Raw genomic sequence first — 14,868 nt, 5'->3', positions numbered from 1 at the left:
GGATATGCTCCGCGCACAGGCCGCCGCCCCTGCCTCCGATGTCCACCGACACGCCTTCCACCCCTCTCGCCGCCGGCTCGCGCGGCCTGCGCTACGACCCGTTCGCCATCGCGCTGCACTGGCTGCTCGCGGTGCTGATCGTCGGCTCCTTCGGCGTGGGGCTCTACATGACGGGGCTGCCCTTCTCCCCGCTGCGGCTGAAGGTCTACAACTGGCACAAATGGGCGGGCGTGACCATCCTCGCGCTGTCGGCGCTGCGGCTGCTGTGGCGGCTGGGGCACCGCCCGCCGGCTCTGCCCCAGGGCACCTCGGGCCTGCAGGTGGCGGGCTCGCGCGTCAGCCACACGCTGATGTACCTGCTGTTCTTCGCGGTGCCGCTGTCCGGCTGGGCCTACAGTTCGGCCATGGGCATGCCGGTCTCGTGGTTCGGCATGCTGGCGCTGCCCGACTTCGTGTCCGCCGACCATGATTTCGCCGAAGCGGTGCTGCAGCCGCTGCACCGCAACTGCGCCTTCGCGCTGGCGGGCATCACGCTGCTGCACGTGGCGGCGGCACTCAAGCACCACTGGATCGACCGCGACGGTCTGCTCAAACGCATGTGGCCCGGGCCACGCTAGGAATCTGCCGGATCATGAGTTCCCTACTTTTCCGTCTTCCCCCAACGCTGCTGGTTCTTGCCGCGGCGCTGCCGGCCGTCGCCGGGCCCTCGGCGGCATCCGCCACGAAGCTCGTCGCCGACAGGAGCCAGATCGTGTTCGTCACCAAGCAGATGGGCGTGCCGGTGGAAGGCAGCTTCAAGAAGTTCGACGCGCAGGTGGCCTTCGATCCGAAGAAGCCCGAGGGCGGCAGCGTCGCGCTGCAGATCGACACGGCCAGCGCCGGCTTCGGCGTGCCGATGAGCGATGCCGAACTGCCCAAGCAGCCATGGTTCGACGCCGCGCACTTTCCGCAGGCCAGCTTCCAGTCGGGCGCCATCAAGGCGCTGGGCGAGGGCAAATTCGAGATGGCAGGCAAGCTCACCATCAAGGGCACGACGAAGCAGGTGACGGTGCCCGTCAGCATCGCGGCGGCAGCCGGCGGCGGCAACTACTCGGTGGCCTCCGGAAGCTTTACGATCCAGCGGCTCGACTACAAGGTGGGCGAAGGAGAATGGACCGACACCTCGGTGGTCGGCAACGATGTGCAGGTGCGCTTCAAGTTCACGCTGGCAGGGCTCGCCGCGCCGTGAGCCGCCTCCCCCGCTTTCCTACCCGGTTTTCTCTTTCATGCTCCATGCAGCCAACGCCATGAAAAAGCTTCTTCTTCTCGCCGCGGCCCTGTCGGCCGCCGCATTCACCGGCAGCGCCTCGGCGCAGCAACAACAGCAACTGCCATCGGAATTCGCGCCGGCCGTGGCCGCCAAGCCCGCGGGCGGGCCGGCCAAGAACGCCAACTACGTGATCGACCCGACCCACACCTTCGTGATGTACGAGATGGGCCACTACGGCACCACCACCAACCGCGGCCGCTTCAGCACCAAGGACGGCTCAGTGCAGATCGACGGCACCGGCGCCAGCGGCAAGGTCGACATCACGATGGACATCAGCTCCATCAACACCGGCGTCGACCTGCTCAACCGCCACGTGCAGAGCAAGGACTTCTTCAACGTGGCCGAGTTTCCGACCGGCCGCTTCGTGGCCGACCGCATCGACATCTCCGGCGACAAGGTGGTCGACGTGCCCGGCAAGCTCACGCTGATGGGTCAGACCCGCCCCGTGACGCTGAAGGCCGTGCGCTTCAACTGCTACCTGAGCCCGCTGATCAACCGCCAGGTGTGCGGCGGCGACTTCGAGACCACCGTGGAACGCAGCGACTGGGGCATCACCTGGGGCCTGAACTTCGGCTTCGAGAACAAGGTGCGGCTGCTGGTGCAGGTCGAAGCGGTCAACGTGCAGTGACGACACCGAAGGCAACGCCATGATCGACACCACCCTAGCCCTGCTCGGCATCGCCGGCGCCATGACCGTGGGCGCGATGAGCCCCGGCCCCAGCTTCGTGATGGTGGCGCGCACGGCCGTGACTTCGCGCGCCGACGGCCTGGCGGCCGCGCTGGGCATGGGCGCGGGCGGGCTGGTCTTCGCGATCGCGGCGCTGGCGGGGCTGCAGGCAGCGTTCCTCGCGGTGCCGGCGCTGTACCTGGCGATCAAGGGGTTGGGCGGCGCGTACCTCTGTACCTGGGCTTCCGCATCTGGCGCGGCGCGCGGCAGCCGCTGGCCGTGGCGCAGGAGGCCGATGCCTCGCAGCGCCCGCAGGGCCGGGGCAAGCGCACTTTCCTGCTGGGCCTTGCCACGCAGGTGAGCAACCCGAAGACGGCCGTGGTCTACGCGAGCATCTTCGCGGCCTTCCTGCCGCGCGAGGTGCCACTGGTGCTGGCGCTGGCGGTGCCGGCGGTCATCTTCTGCATCGAGACGGGCTGGTATTCGATCGTGGCGCTGGCACTGTCCTCGGCGGCGCCGCGCTCGGCCTACCTGCGCTACAAGGTCTGGATCGACCGCGCGGCGGGCGGCGTGATGGGGCTGCTGGGGCTGCGGCTCGTGTGGTCGGCCGTGCGCGGCACCTGACCTAGAGCAGGCTCTCCGGCGTCAGCGGCGCCAGGATCTCAAGCATGGTCCGGTCCCAGAAGCCGGAGTCGGGCTCCTCGGTCAGCACGGTGATCTTGCCGGCGTCGTCGCTGACCCATTCGATGCGCGACTGGTCGCTGCCCTCGGCGAAGCGCAGCCTGTAGGCGCCCTGCTGCTTGAGCACATCGATGAGCTTCAACGCCTGCTGCGCCATCTCGGGGCTGCGGATGAAAAGGCCGATCTCGGTGTTGTGCGTTTCCGAGCGCGGGTCGAAATTCATCGAGCCGACGAAAAGAATGCGCTGGTCGATCACCGCCGACTTGGCGTGCAGCCGGCCCACCGAGGTGCCGAAGAGGCCCAGCCGCACGCTGCTGCGGGTGCGCTTGGTGCTCAGCTCGTAGAGATCGGCGCCGAGCTTGAGCATGTCGGGCCGGTAGCGGCGGTAGGCGGTGTGCACCAGCGGCTCGTCGGTGGCTGCCAGCGAGTTGGTGACCACGCTGATCTTCACGTTGCGGCCGCGGATCTCGCGCATCACCTCCAGCCCCGAAGCGCCCGGGATCAGGTAGGGCGAGACGATGGTCACTTCAGAACGCGCGCGGCGCATCTGCTCGACCACGTTGTAGCGCACGCTGTCCACGTCCAGCAGCGGCACGCCGCCGTAGGAAGCGGTCTTGCCGATCACGCGCTCGGGCGAATCGGCATAAGCCTCGGCGGTGGTCCAGATCAGGCCGAGCTTGCCGGCATCCAGGTCTTCGGCCATCGGGCTGTAGCCCAGCAGGTCGTTGGGCGCGGGCTTCGGCGGCGGGGGCGTGGTGTCGGGGCCGGTGGCCAGCTCGAAGCGCTTCTGCAACTCCTCGCGCGGCAGGTCGCTGGTCACCACGGACTGGATCGGCCGCACGTAGATGCTGTTCCAGTACTGGTCGAACAGGCTGCCCAGCCGGGGAACCAGCGCGCCGGTGACGAAGGTGTCGAGGTCGATGAAGTTCTCGCCCGAGGTGCGCCTGAAGTACTGGTTGCCGATGTTGCGCCCGCCCGCCACCGCCATCGCGCCGTCGGCGATGAACAGCTTGTTGTGCATGCGGCGGTTGACGCGGCTGAAGTCGAAGAGCGAGGCGGTGAAGCGCTTCAGCAGGCTGCCGCGGCCGGCCGGGAAGGGGTTGAACAGGCGCAGCTCCACGTTGGGCGTGGCGGCGAGGCCCAGCAGCAGCTCGTCCTCGCCGGAGGTGTAGAGGTCGTCCATCAGCAGCCGCACGCGCACGCCGCGCTGGGCGGCGTCGCGCAGGGTGCGCAGCAGGTAGCGGCCGGTCTCGTCGTTCTCGATCTGGTAGTACTGCACGTCGAGCGTGCGCTGGGCGCGGCGCGCGAGCTGGATGCGGGTGTCGAAGGCGAAGTCGCCGCCGGGCATCAGGCGGAAGCCGCTGAGGTCGGGGTCGGGCTGCGAGGCCAGCGCGATCTTGCCCAGGGCGGTGTCGGCCGAGACGGCGATGGTCCTGGTGGGCGGGCGCGGGGCCTCGTCGGGCAGGGTGGCGCAGCCGGCGAACAGCAGCACTGCCACCATGGCGAAGACCCAATGCCCGGCGCGCGACATCAGGCCACGGCTCATCGGCTTCTTTCTAGAGTGCCTTGCGCAGGTTGGCGGGGGCGATGCGCAATGCTTCGCGGTACTTGGCGACGGTGCGGCGCGCGCACTCGATGCCCTGCTCCTTCAGCATCTCGGAGATCTGGCTGTCCGACAGCGGCTTCTTCACGCTCTCCGAGCCGACGAACTGCTTGATGAGCGCGCGCACCGCGGTGCTCGACGCGTTGCCGCCGGTCTCGGTGCCCAGCGCCGAGCCGAAGAAGTACTTGAGCTCGACCGTGCCGAAGGGCGTGGCCATGTACTTGGCGGTGGTCACGCGCGAGATGGTGGACTCGTGCAGGCCCAGCTCGTCGGCGATCTCGCGCAGCACCAGCGGGCGCATGGCGAGCTCGCCGTGCACGAAGTAGCTCTTCTGCCGCTCGACGATGGCGTTGCTCACGCGCAGGATGGTGTCGAAGCGCTGCTGGATGTTCTTGATGAACCAGCGCGCCTCCTGCAGCCGCTGCGACAGCGCCTGGCTGCCCTCGCCCTTGTGCGACTTGAGCGCGCCGGCGTAGATGTCGTGCACGCGCAGGCGCGGCATGACCTCGGGATTGAGCATGACGCGGAACTTCACGTTGGTGCCGCGCCCGGTCTTGGTGACGATGACGTCGGGAACGATGATGTTGCGTTCCACGTCGACGAAGCTGCGGCCCGGCTTGGGCTCCAGCCGCGCGATGACCTGCAGCGCCGAGCGCACCAGCTCCTCGCTGCTGCGGGTGAGCGTGGCCAGGCGCTTGAAGTCGCGGCGCGCGAGCAGCTCCATGGGCTGCTTGCAGATGGCGATGGCGGTCTTGCGGACCAGCTCTTCTTCCTCGGTCTCGTCGTCGCTGGCCATGGCGCGCAGCTGGATGCTCAGGCACTCGCCGAGGTCGCGCGCGCCGACGCCGGCGGGCTCCAGGCTCTGCAGCAGGCCGAGCGCCACCTGGAAGTGGTGCACGAGGTCGTCGAACTCGTCGTTGTCGTCGCCGGCCAGGCCCGAGGCCAGCGCGGGCAGCGAGTCTTCGAGGTAGCCGTCGTCGTTGAGCGATTCGATGAGAAAGCGCAGCGCGGCGCTGTCGCTCTCGTTGAGCCGCAGGCTCAGCGCCTGGCGGTGCAAAAAGGACTGCAGCGACTCTTGGCTGCGCGCGAGCTCGGTGGCATCGGCGCGCTCGTCGTCGCCTGCGTTGTTCTGGCGCGCGGGCGCATCGCCGCCCCATTCGCTGTCGTCGGGCGCCATGTCGACGGTGCCGTCGCCTTCCCAGTCGGGCTCGCGCTCGGAGATCTCGGCGGCGGGGCCGTCGGAGTCGGCGGCCGTGGAAGCCGTTTCGGAAGAGGAAGTGGTGGAGGTCGAACCGGACGTGGGCGCGAAGTCGCTTTCGCCGCCTTCACTGCCGCTGCCGCCATTGCCATCCTCGTCGCGCGGTACCGGGGCATCCGCAGTCTCGAGCCCGAACTCTTCGCGCACGGCTTCTTCCGCGGTGCGCTCGAGGAACGGGTTCTCGTCGAGCATCTGCTCCACCTCCTGGCTCAGTTCGAGCGTGGAGAGCTGCAGCAGCCTGATCGACTGCTGCAGCTGCGGCGTGAGCGCCAGATGCTGCGAAACGCGAAGGGACAGCCCTTGCTTCATGATGGAAACCGCCCCCGCGCCTTACATGCGGAAGTGCTCGCCCAGGTACACCCTGCGTACCTCGGCGTTGTCGACGATCTCCGAAGGCGTGCCTTGTGCCAGCACGTGCCCGTCGCTGATGATGAATGCGTGGTCGCAGATGCCCAGCGTCTCGCGCACGTTGTGGTCGGTGATGAGCACGCCGATGCCGCGCTCCTTCAGGAAGCTGATGATCCGCTGGATTTCGATCACCGCGATCGGGTCGATGCCGGCGAAGGGCTCGTCCAGCAGGATGAAGCGCGGCTGCGTGGCCAGCGCGCGCGCGATCTCGACGCGGCGGCGCTCGCCGCCCGACAGCGCCAGCGCGGGCGAATCGCGCAGGTGGTCGACGCGCAGGTCGGCCAGCAGGTCGGTCAGGCGCTCCTCGATGTGCTCCTTCGACAGCGGCACCAGCTTGCCGTTCGCGTCGGGCTCGCTCTGCAGCTCGAGCACGGCACGCACGTTTTCCTCGACCGTGAGCTTGCGGAAGATGGAGGCTTCCTGCGGCAGGTAGCTCAGGCCCATGCGGGCGCGGCGGTGAATCGGCATGTGGGCGATGGGCTCGCCGTCGATGGTGATGTCTCCGGCATCGGCGCGCACCAGCCCCACGATCATGTAGAACGAGGTGGTCTTGCCGGCGCCGTTCGGGCCGAGCAGCCCGACGACTTCGCCCTTCTGCACGTCGAGCGAGACGTCCTTCACGACCGTGCGGCTGCCATAGCTCTTCTTCAGGCCGCGCGCGACCAGGCGGCTGCCCGGTGCGCCGTTGGCGTCCTGAGTTCCTGCGGATTCGATCACTTGCGCGTGTCTCCCTGGTCACTGAGCGTGGTGCTCTGGCGCAGGCCCTTGCCGGGTGCAGGGGTGGGCGCCGGAGCCGGCGCCTTCGCACCGCCGGCCGGGGCCGAGGCGCCTGCGGCCGGCGCGGTGGCGGCCTTGGGGGTGAGGATGGTCCTGACGCGTCCGCCCGGGGCCGAGGCGTTCACGGCAGTGTTCGGCGGCACGGTGGAACCGTTGACGGTGTAGGTGTCGTTGCTCTGGTCGTAGACGATCAGCGCGCCCTGGCTCTCGTCGTTCGGCGTGGCGCCCAGCAGGCGGCGCATGGTGGCGTTGCGGATGAACTTGACGTTGTCGGCGCGGCTGTCGTACTCGATGACTTCCGACTCGCCTTCGATCCACTCGTCGGGCGCGTTGCGCTTCTGCTTGTAGTAGGCCCGCTTGCCCGGCGCCGCCGTGACCACGCCGTACTGGTAGCCCTCGGCGTCCTGGCGCACGTCCAGCCGTGCGCCACGGATGATGATCGTGCCCTTTGTCACCAAAACGTTGCCGGTGAACACGCTGGTCTGCTTCAGGTCGTCGTAGCGCATCGAGTCGGACTCGATGTTCATCGGCTTGGAGCGGTCGGCGGTTTCGGCCACCGCTCCCGAGGCGAGGCCTGCCAGCAACAGCGCGCCGGCGGCCAGGCGGCCGATGCGACGCAGGAAGGGGGTTGTGGGGTAAGAGTGCAATGTCATAGAGGCACGAAACTTGCTCGGCATTGTATGCGGCTGAGTGCTTCTGCCCCGCACGCACAGGTGAAAAAGCCCGCCTAAGCGGGCTTGACTTTCCTTCTGGTTTTCTACCAGAAACACCGCGCAACGGCGCGGCACGGTTCAGCTTTTCGGGCTTCAGCCCTTCTTCGCTTCACCGATCAGATAGTTCACGACCTGAAGTACTTTGGTCATGTTGCCGGCGGTTTCGCCGTCCACGTACCAGCGGCCGGCCACGGCCATCGCGGGCACGCCGGCCACCTTGTAGGCGTCGGTCAGCTGCGAGGCGCGCTTGGCCTTGCTGGCCACGCCGAACGAGGTGAAGGTTTCCTTGAACTTGGTGGCGTCCAGGCCGTTGGCGGTGGCCCAGGCAATGATGTTGGCGTCGCCGTTCACGTTCTGGCGCTGCGCGTGGATCGCGTTGAACACCTTGGGCTGGAACTCGTCGACCTTGCCCATGGCTTCGAGCGCGTAGTACAGGCGCTGCTTGGCTTCGACGTCGTTGCCCACGAAGGGAACGGGAATGCGGCGGAAGGAAACTTCCTTCGGGATGGTCTTGAGCCACGCTTCCAGCGTCGGCTCGAAATCGTTGCAGTGCGGGCAGTTGTACGAGAAGAACTCGACCACCTCGACCTTGCCCGCGGGAGCGTCGACAGGCACGCGCTTGTCGAGCACCAGGTACTCGGAACCGGCCTTGGGCGCGCGCGCCTGGGCGTGGGCCGTGTTGACACCCAGGGACATCAGCCCGAGCGAAGTGGCGGCCAGCGAAAAGTCACGACGTTTCATTTGAAAGGGTTCTCCAGTTGGTACGGCAGACTGAGCCGGCGCGCGGCGGGGAGTTCCACTCCCCTGCTCGACGGCGCGCCCGAAGCTACGAAAGGCGATATGAAAGGCGACGAATGGTGGCGGTAAACGCCGCCCGGCGGGGCTTGAGGGCTATTCCGGCTGTTGTGTGCAGCGCTCAGCGCTGCACGCGGACCAGCGCGGAATCCATGCCGCCGCCGTCCAGACGTTCCTTCAGGCGGTCGGCGTCGTCCTTCTTGCTGAACGGACCGGCGCGCACGCGGTAGACGGTGCGGCCCGCCTGCTCGCGCTCCGTGACCTTGGCCTCGACGCCCATCAGCGACAGCTTGGCGCGCTGCGCCTCGGCGTCCTCGGTGGTGCGGAAGGCGCCGGCCTGCACGAAATACATGAAGGGATCGGGGCCCGAACTGCTGCCAGCATTGCTGTTGCTGCTGCTCGGCGCGGCCGACGCGGTGGTCGTGCTGCCAGAGCCGGAGACCTGGCCCGAACGCGCGCGGGCCAGATCGCCCAGCGGGTCGTTCGATTGTTGCGGCAGGGCGTTGGCCTCGGCCGGCACCGGCGCGGTGCGCGGCGGCTTGGGCGCCACCACCACGGGCACCGGCGGCGCGGTGTTGGGCGAAGCGGTGGCCGGAGCGGCGGCGGTGTTGCCGGTGGCGGGCTCGCCGGTGATGGGGTTGACCGGGCCGGTCGCAGCCGCCGGCGTCGCCGGCTTGGGAGCGCCCGCCTTGCCGGCCAGCGGCGCGTTCGGGTCCCAGTCGCGGTTCTTGCGGGCCTCGGCCTCGTCCTGCTCGGCGCCGCCGCGCTGCGTCTTGGTCACGAACGGGATCGGCACCTTGGTCACATAGACCGCGATGCCCAGCGCGACGCCCAGGCCGAGCACCAGCCCGATGATCAGGCCGATGACGATGTTGCCGCGTTGACTTCTTGTCTTCTTCATGGTGAGGGAGTTCACATCTTGCTCGGCGCACTGACGCCGAGAATCGCGAGGCCATTGTGCAGCACCTGCGCGGTGGCGGCGACCAGCGCCAGGCGGGCCAGCTTCACCTTCTCGTCGTCGACCAGGATGCGCTCGGCGTCGTAGTAACTGTGGTAGCTGGCGGCCAGTTCGCGCAGGTAGAAGGTGACGTCGTGCGGGGCGAAATCCTTCGAGGCGGCCGTCAGCATGGCCGGGTACTTGGCCAGCAGCAGCATCAGCGCCTGGGCGGCCGGGCTTTCCAGCGGCGACAGGTCGACGTCCTTCAGCGAAGCGGCGTCGCCGCCCCAGCCAGCCAGCACCGAACAGATGCGTGCATGGGCGTACTGCACGTAGTAGACCGGGTTGTCGTTGTTCTTCGTCACCGCGAGGTCGACGTCGAAGGTGTACTCGGTGTCGGGCTTGCGGCTCAGCAGGAAGAAGCGCACAGCGTCGGTGCTGGTCCATTCGATCAGGTCGCGCAGCGTGACATAGCTGCCGGCGCGCTTGCTGATCTTGACCTCCTCGCCGCCCTTCATCACGCGCACCATGGTGTGCAGCACGTAGTCGGGATAGCCCTCGGGGATGCCTTCGCCCGCGGCCTGCAGGCCGGCGCGCACGCGCGCGATGGTGCCGTGGTGGTCGGTGCCCTGGATGTTGATGACCTTGTGGAAGCCGCGCTCCCACTTGGCGATGTGGTAAGCGACGTCGGGCACGAAATAGGTGTACGTGCCGTCCTGCTTCTTCATCACGCGGTCCTTGTCGTCGCCGTAGTCGGTCGACTTCAGCCACAGCGCGCCGTCCTGCTCGTAGGTCTTGCCCGCGGCCACGAGCTTGCGCACCGCCGCCTCGACGCGGCCGCTGGTGTAGAGGCTGGACTCCAGGTAGTACTGGTCGAAGCGAACGCGGAAGGCCTGCAGGTCCAGGTCCTGCTCGCGGCGCAGGTAGGCCACGGCGAACTCGCGGATGGCGTCGATGTCCTCGATGTCGCCGCTGGCGGTGACTTCGCGGTCTTCCGACTTGACGGTCTTCTTCGCCTTGAAGTCGGCCGCGATGTCGGCGATGTAGTCGCCGTTGTATGCAGGCGCCTTCTCGCCGCTGGGCCATTCGGCGTCGCCGGGCTTGAAGCCACGCGCGCGCAGCTGGGTGCTGTTGGCCAGCGTCTGGATCTGCACGCCGGCGTCGTTGTAGTAGTACTCGCGCCACACGCTCTCGCCCTGCGAGGCGCGCAGGTTGCAGATGGCGTCGCCGAGCGCCGCCTGGCGGCCGTGGCCGACGTGCAGCGGGCCAGTGGGATTGGCCGAGACGAACTCGACCAGCACCTTCTCGCCGGTGGCCGGCTGCTGGCCGAAAGTATTCCCGGCCGACAGCACCTCGCGCACGATCTGCTGCTTGGCAGCCGTCTTCAGGCGGATGTTGAGGAAGCCGGGCCCGGCGATCTCGATGGCGTCGACCCACTGGGCGAACGCGGGGGTGGCGAGCAGCGCGGCGCTCAGTTCCTCGCCCAGTTCGCGAGGCTTGCGCCCCAGCGGCTTGGCGAGCTGCATCGCTGCCGTGCAGGCGAAATCGCCGTGCGCGGCCATCTTGGGCGACTCGAACGCGGCCTTGGAGCCGGCGCCGGGCGAGAGGGATTCGAGCGTGTTCGCGAGCGCCGCGAGCAGCTCCTGTTTGACCAATAGCATCCGGAAATTTTACCGGGGGCAAACCCGGGCGCAGTTGACGATCGTCATCCGATCGTTGACCTGGCCCGTTACGATGGTCGGCCCCGAGGCGGGGAACCTGTCACAAATCAACCTAGCGAGGACATATCACCATGAAGAAGCTCCTTTCCCTGGTCGCACTGGGCGCCTGCCTTTCCTTCGGCGCAGCACAGGCTCAAGACAAGGCTCCCGCTCCGGCCGCGGCACCCGCGGCTGCCGCCCCCGCAGCAGCCCCCGCCGCCGGCGCAAGCTGCGAAGCCAAGGCCGTGGACAAGAACGGCAAGGCCCTCGCCGGTGCCGCCAAGGCCAGTTCCATCAAGAAGTGCGAGAAGGAAGCCAAGGCGGCCGCAGGTCCCGCATGCGCGGCCAAGGCCGTGGACAAGAACGGCAAGGCCCTCGCCGGTGCCGCCAAGAACAGCTTCATCAAGAAGTGCACCGCTGACGCAGCCAAGGCCTGAAACGGCACCGCGCTGAGCTCACAACTGTGAAAAAGGCCCGCGTCCGCGGGCCTTTTCCTTTTACTTCAGCGCACCCAGCAGATTGTTGAAATCGTCGGTCCAGGGCCTCTGCCCCGGCTCCGTGGCGAGCGGGGCCGCGCCCGCGCGTATGGGCTCGCGCGCCAGCGCCTGGGGGTCGCGCGAGACCAGCACCCAGTCGGTGCGATGCAGCCAGTCGGACTGCTCCGCCAGGTCGTGCACCAGCACCGCGTGCAGGCCACGCGCGGCGGCCACCCTGGCGATCACGGGCGCCAGCGCCAGGAAGCGGTTGGTGACGTGGAAGGCGATCACGCCATCGGGCCGCATATGGCGCAGGTAGACGTCCATCGCCTCCACGGTGAGCAGGTGCACCGGCACCGAATCCCCCGAGAAGGCATCGACCGCGAGCACGTCGAAGCCCTGCGCCGGTTCGCGCTCCAGCGCCAGCCGGGCGTCGCCCGAAACGCGCTCGATGCGCGCGGCGCTGTCGCGCAGGAAGCTGAATTCCTTGTCCGCCAACGCGAACACCAGCGGATTGATCTCGTAGAAGCGGTAGACGTCGCCGCTGCGCCCGTAGACCGCGAGCGTGCCGGCGCCCAGCCCGATCAGGCCCACGCGGCGCGGCCCGGCCGGCGCCGCGGCGATGGCGCGGCCGATGCCCGAGGTCTGGCCGTAGTAGGTGGTGAGCTCGCGCCGGCGTGCGGGGTCGGTGAACTGCGAGCCGTGCTTGACCGATCCGTGCGCCAGCTGGCGCGTGCTGTCCGAGGGCGGATCGCGCTTCATGTCGTACACCTGCAGCGCCCCGTAGAAATTGCGCTGCAGGCTGCGCGCGCCCAGGTTGTCGCTGGCGATCTGCCGCAGCAGGAAGAAAGTGCAGCCGGCGGCCAGCGCCACGCAGCCCACCCGCAGCCATGCCCGCCGGCGCAGCACGGCCGCCGCCGCCAGCGCGGTCAGCATCAGGCCGAGCCCCAGCTCGTAGTACGCCGCCAGAACATGCGGCGCGACCAGCCCCACCATCACCCCGCCCAGCGCGCCGCCGAGCGAGAGCATCAGGTAGAAACGCGTGAGATAACGCGGCCCCGGCCGCAGCCGGGCGGTCTCGCCGTGCAGGAACATGCACAGCACGAAGAGCCCCGACACGTACAGCGGCAGCGCGATCCGCACGTTGGCGCCGATGGAGTGCTGCAGCCCGAAGGCGCACAGCAGCAGCATGGCGGCCCCCAGCGGCAGCAACACGCCGCGCCGGTACCAGCGGTCGCTCTCGAAGCACAGCACGAAGGTCAGCAGGTACAGCGACAGCGGCAGCACCCACAGGAAGGGCACGGCCGCGACGTTCTGCGTGATGTGGTTGGTCACCGCCAGCAGCAGCCACGACGCCAGCGCCGGCAGCGCGAGCCACAGGAAGCAGTCGAGCGCGCGCGGCGGCCTTTCTTCCGCCGGCGCCGCGGCGGACTCCGGCGCGGCCTGCTGCCGGACGTCTTGCGGCCAGCGCCGCGCCATGTACAGCGTGGTGCCCGCGCACAGCAGCGCGAACGCGCCGTACCCCCACGACCATCCGTGCGCCTGCTGCAGCAGCGTGCTGCGCGGCTCGATCAGCACCGGGTAGCTCAGCAGCGACAGCAGCGAGGCCAGGTTCGACAGCGAGAAATACCGGTACACCTGCGCGTCCCACGGCGTGCGCGCCACCCACGACTGCACCAGCGGCCCGGTGGTCGAGAGCAGGAAGTAAGGCAGGCCGATGGTGCAGGCCAGCAGCCCGAGGATGCGCCAGGCCGGGTCCTCGGTGCCCACCGGCTTCCAGTGGGCGCTCACCACGATCGGCAGGAAGGCCAGGCTCGCGAGCAGCAGCCCGACATGCAGCACGGCCTGCGCGCGCATGCGCAGGTGGCGCGCGACCCAGTCGGAATACGCGTAGCCCGCGAGCAGCACGACCTGGAAGAACACCATGCAGATCGACCACACCGCGGCCGAGCCGCCGAACCACGGAAGGATCTGCTTCGCGATCAGCGGCTGGACCAGGAACAGCAGGAACGCGCTGCTGAAGATGGTTCCGGCAAACAGGAGCTGGATGCCGGCGCGCCCCATGCCGCGCCTACTTGCCGAAGCCGCGTGCGAGGAACACCGCCACCAGCGGGATCAGCGCGATCAGGTGCGCCTGGATCATCACCAGCTTGCGGGTCTTGAGGATCTCGGCCTCGGCCGGCAGCTTGCCGGTGGCGCGCAGCGTCTTGCGCCAGCGGAAGTAGGTCAGCGTCGGGAAGATCGACACCACCCCCACGATGATGAACAGCCCCAGCTTCACGTGCAGCAGCGGGTTGGTCCAGTACCAGGCCGTGCCCTTCACGCCCCACCAGGTGCGCGCGATGCCGGTGGCGAGCACCGCGATGGCGGCGATGCCGTAGACCATGTCGACCTTGGCCAGCCGCTCGACCACCGCCGCGTTGAGCCACTGCACGCGGCACAGCGCGGCCTCGCTGGAAATGAAGACGACCATCGTGAGGATGGCGAGCAGGTGAAGGTACGCAAGGATGGCTTCTAGCGTCATCGGTGGAGCTTTCTACTCGTGGGTTGCAAATGCAAACAGATTGTGACGCCGACGGTGCGCCTCAGGCCCTCCCGCCCCAGAAATCCGGGTTGCCGTATTGCTCCTTGAGGAAATCAAGCCACAGTCGCACCCGCAGCGGCATGTGCTTGGCGCCCGCGAACACCGCGTAGATGCCGTTGGGCGGTGCGGCGAACTCCTCGAGCAGCGGCACCAGCAGGCCGGCGTCGATCTCGGCCTCGACCTCCCAGGTGCTGCGCCACGCGATGCCGTGGCCGGCGAGGCACCAGTCGTGCAACACCTGGCCGTCGGAGCAGTCGAGCGGGCCGCTCGGGCGCAGGTGGATCAGCTCCTGGTTGCCTTCTTCGTTGACGACGCGGAAGGCCCAGCCGCGCGTCTGCGAGGCGTCGCTCGACAGCGTGAGGCAGGCAAAGCGCGAGAGCTCGCTTGGGTGCCTGGGCTTGCCGTGGCGGCGCACGAATTCCGGCGTGGCGACGCAGCGGCGGCGGTTGTCGGCCAGCCGCACGCTCACCAGCGACGAATCGGGCAGGTCGCCCACGCGCACCGCGCAGTCGAAGCTCTCGCCGGTGACGTCGACCACGCGGTCGCTGAGGTTCAGCGAAATGGTCACTTCCGGGTGCAGCGCATGGAAGCGCGGCACCAGCGGCGCGACGTGGCGGCGGCCGAAGCCGGCCGGCGCCGTCACGCGCAGATGGCCGCTGGCCTTGAGGCCGCCGGCGCTCACGCTGGCCTCGGCGTTCGCGAACTCGGCCAGCAGGCGCTGGCAGTCTTCGAGGAAGGCGCTGCCTTCGTGGGTGAGGGTGATGCGCCGCGTGGTGCGCACCAGCAGCTTGACGCCCAGGCGCTCCTCCAGCGCGTCGAGCCGGCGCCCCATGATCGCGGGCGCCACGCCCTCGGCCTTGGCCGCGGCAGTCAGGCTGCCGCGAGTCGCGACCGAGACGAAGGATTCGAGTTGCTTCAGGCGGTCCATGGGGCGGGAACTATAGCCCCGCTCCCTGCCGC

At 68.5% G+C, this 14,868-nt stretch carries 14 protein-coding genes and 1 pseudogene; 5 read left to right on the top strand and 10 right to left on the bottom strand.

Features of this window, described 5'->3' with window-relative positions:
- The first annotated feature begins 38 nt into the window (after positions 1–38).
- From ABL838_RS02995 to ABL838_RS02980, 4 genes and pseudogenes are all read left to right on the top strand, one after another.
- The gene (locus ABL838_RS02995) at positions 39–617 is read left to right on the top strand and encodes a cytochrome b (protein ID WP_418124078.1); all 579 of its coding nucleotides are present in this window, start codon (positions 39–41) and stop codon (positions 615–617) included.
- A 14-nt stretch (positions 618–631) separates the two neighbouring features.
- Positions 632–1,228 carry a YceI family protein gene (locus ABL838_RS02990; RefSeq protein WP_418124077.1) on the top strand — a complete coding sequence of 199 codons (597 nt, stop codon included), beginning with the start codon at positions 632–634 and terminating at the stop codon, positions 1,226–1,228.
- A gap of 58 nt (positions 1,229–1,286) precedes the next feature.
- Positions 1,287–1,937, top strand: a complete 651-nt coding sequence (locus ABL838_RS02985; protein ID WP_418124075.1) for a YceI family protein — start codon at positions 1,287–1,289, stop codon at positions 1,935–1,937.
- Between the two features lie 19 nt (positions 1,938–1,956).
- Positions 1,957–2,600, top strand: a pseudogene (locus ABL838_RS02980) (LysE family translocator).
- Between the two features lies 1 nt (position 2,601).
- On the opposite strand, the gene ABL838_RS02975 reads toward ABL838_RS02980, so the two are convergent.
- From ABL838_RS02975 to argS, 7 genes are all read right to left on the bottom strand, one after another.
- Complete coding sequence (locus ABL838_RS02975; RefSeq protein ID WP_418124074.1) at positions 2,602–4,203, bottom strand: phospholipase D family protein; 1,602 nt, start codon at positions 4,201–4,203, stop codon at positions 2,602–2,604.
- Between the two features lie 10 nt (positions 4,204–4,213).
- A complete protein-coding gene (gene rpoN / locus ABL838_RS02970) occupies positions 4,214–5,827 on the bottom strand; it encodes an RNA polymerase factor sigma-54 (protein ID WP_418124073.1) in 1,614 nt (537 codons plus the stop codon).
- Positions 5,828–5,848: 21 nt separating this feature from the next.
- Positions 5,849–6,643 (bottom strand): LPS export ABC transporter ATP-binding protein, encoded by a 795-nt coding sequence (gene lptB, locus ABL838_RS02965; protein ID WP_418124071.1) that lies wholly within the window; start codon positions 6,641–6,643, stop codon positions 5,849–5,851.
- Positions 6,640–7,356, bottom strand: coding sequence for a lipopolysaccharide transport periplasmic protein LptA (lptA, locus tag ABL838_RS02960; protein WP_418124070.1), 717 nt, complete (start codon positions 7,354–7,356; stop codon positions 6,640–6,642). The genes lptB and lptA overlap by 4 nt, the downstream gene beginning before the upstream one ends.
- Positions 7,357–7,509: 153 nt before the next feature.
- Entirely contained in the window at positions 7,510–8,157 is a 648-nt protein-coding gene (locus tag ABL838_RS02955; protein WP_369659843.1) for a thiol:disulfide interchange protein DsbA/DsbL, read from the bottom strand.
- Positions 8,158–8,332: 175 nt separating this feature from the next.
- The gene (locus ABL838_RS02950; RefSeq protein ID WP_418124068.1) at positions 8,333–9,112 is read right to left on the bottom strand and encodes an SPOR domain-containing protein; all 780 of its coding nucleotides are present in this window, start codon (positions 9,110–9,112) and stop codon (positions 8,333–8,335) included.
- 11 nt (positions 9,113–9,123) lie between these two features.
- The gene (argS, locus tag ABL838_RS02945; RefSeq protein ID WP_184640025.1) at positions 9,124–10,809 is read right to left on the bottom strand and encodes an arginine--tRNA ligase; all 1,686 of its coding nucleotides are present in this window, start codon (positions 10,807–10,809) and stop codon (positions 9,124–9,126) included.
- 131 nt (positions 10,810–10,940) lie between these two features.
- On the opposite strand from argS, the gene ABL838_RS02940 reads away from it, so the two are divergent.
- Complete coding sequence (locus ABL838_RS02940) at positions 10,941–11,285, top strand: hypothetical protein (protein WP_184640027.1); 345 nt, start codon at positions 10,941–10,943, stop codon at positions 11,283–11,285.
- Positions 11,286–11,345: 60 nt separating this feature from the next.
- On the opposite strand, the gene ABL838_RS02935 is transcribed toward ABL838_RS02940, so the two are convergent.
- The 3 genes from ABL838_RS02935 to ABL838_RS02925 all read right to left on the bottom strand — a co-directional run bounded on the left by ABL838_RS02935 (position 11,346) and on the right by ABL838_RS02925 (position 14,836).
- Entirely contained in the window at positions 11,346–13,388 is a 2,043-nt protein-coding gene (locus ABL838_RS02935; RefSeq protein WP_418124067.1) for a spermidine synthase, read from the bottom strand.
- A gap of 7 nt (positions 13,389–13,395) precedes the next feature.
- On the bottom strand, positions 13,396–13,848 hold the full coding sequence (locus tag ABL838_RS02930) for a DUF2214 family protein (protein WP_093203932.1): 453 nt from the start codon (positions 13,846–13,848) through the stop codon (positions 13,396–13,398).
- 61 nt (positions 13,849–13,909) lie between these two features.
- A complete protein-coding gene (locus tag ABL838_RS02925) occupies positions 13,910–14,836 on the bottom strand; it encodes a LysR family transcriptional regulator (RefSeq protein WP_126022206.1) in 927 nt (308 codons plus the stop codon).
- Positions 14,837–14,868: the final 32 nt, after the last annotated feature.

This window comes from Variovorax sp. 160MFSha2.1 (genome assembly GCF_048305075.1).
Lineage (GTDB): Bacteria > Pseudomonadota > Gammaproteobacteria > Burkholderiales > Burkholderiaceae_C > Variovorax > Variovorax guangxiensis.
Note: the sequence above shows the minus strand (reverse complement) of the source record. Positions and strands in the feature narration are given on the sequence as shown.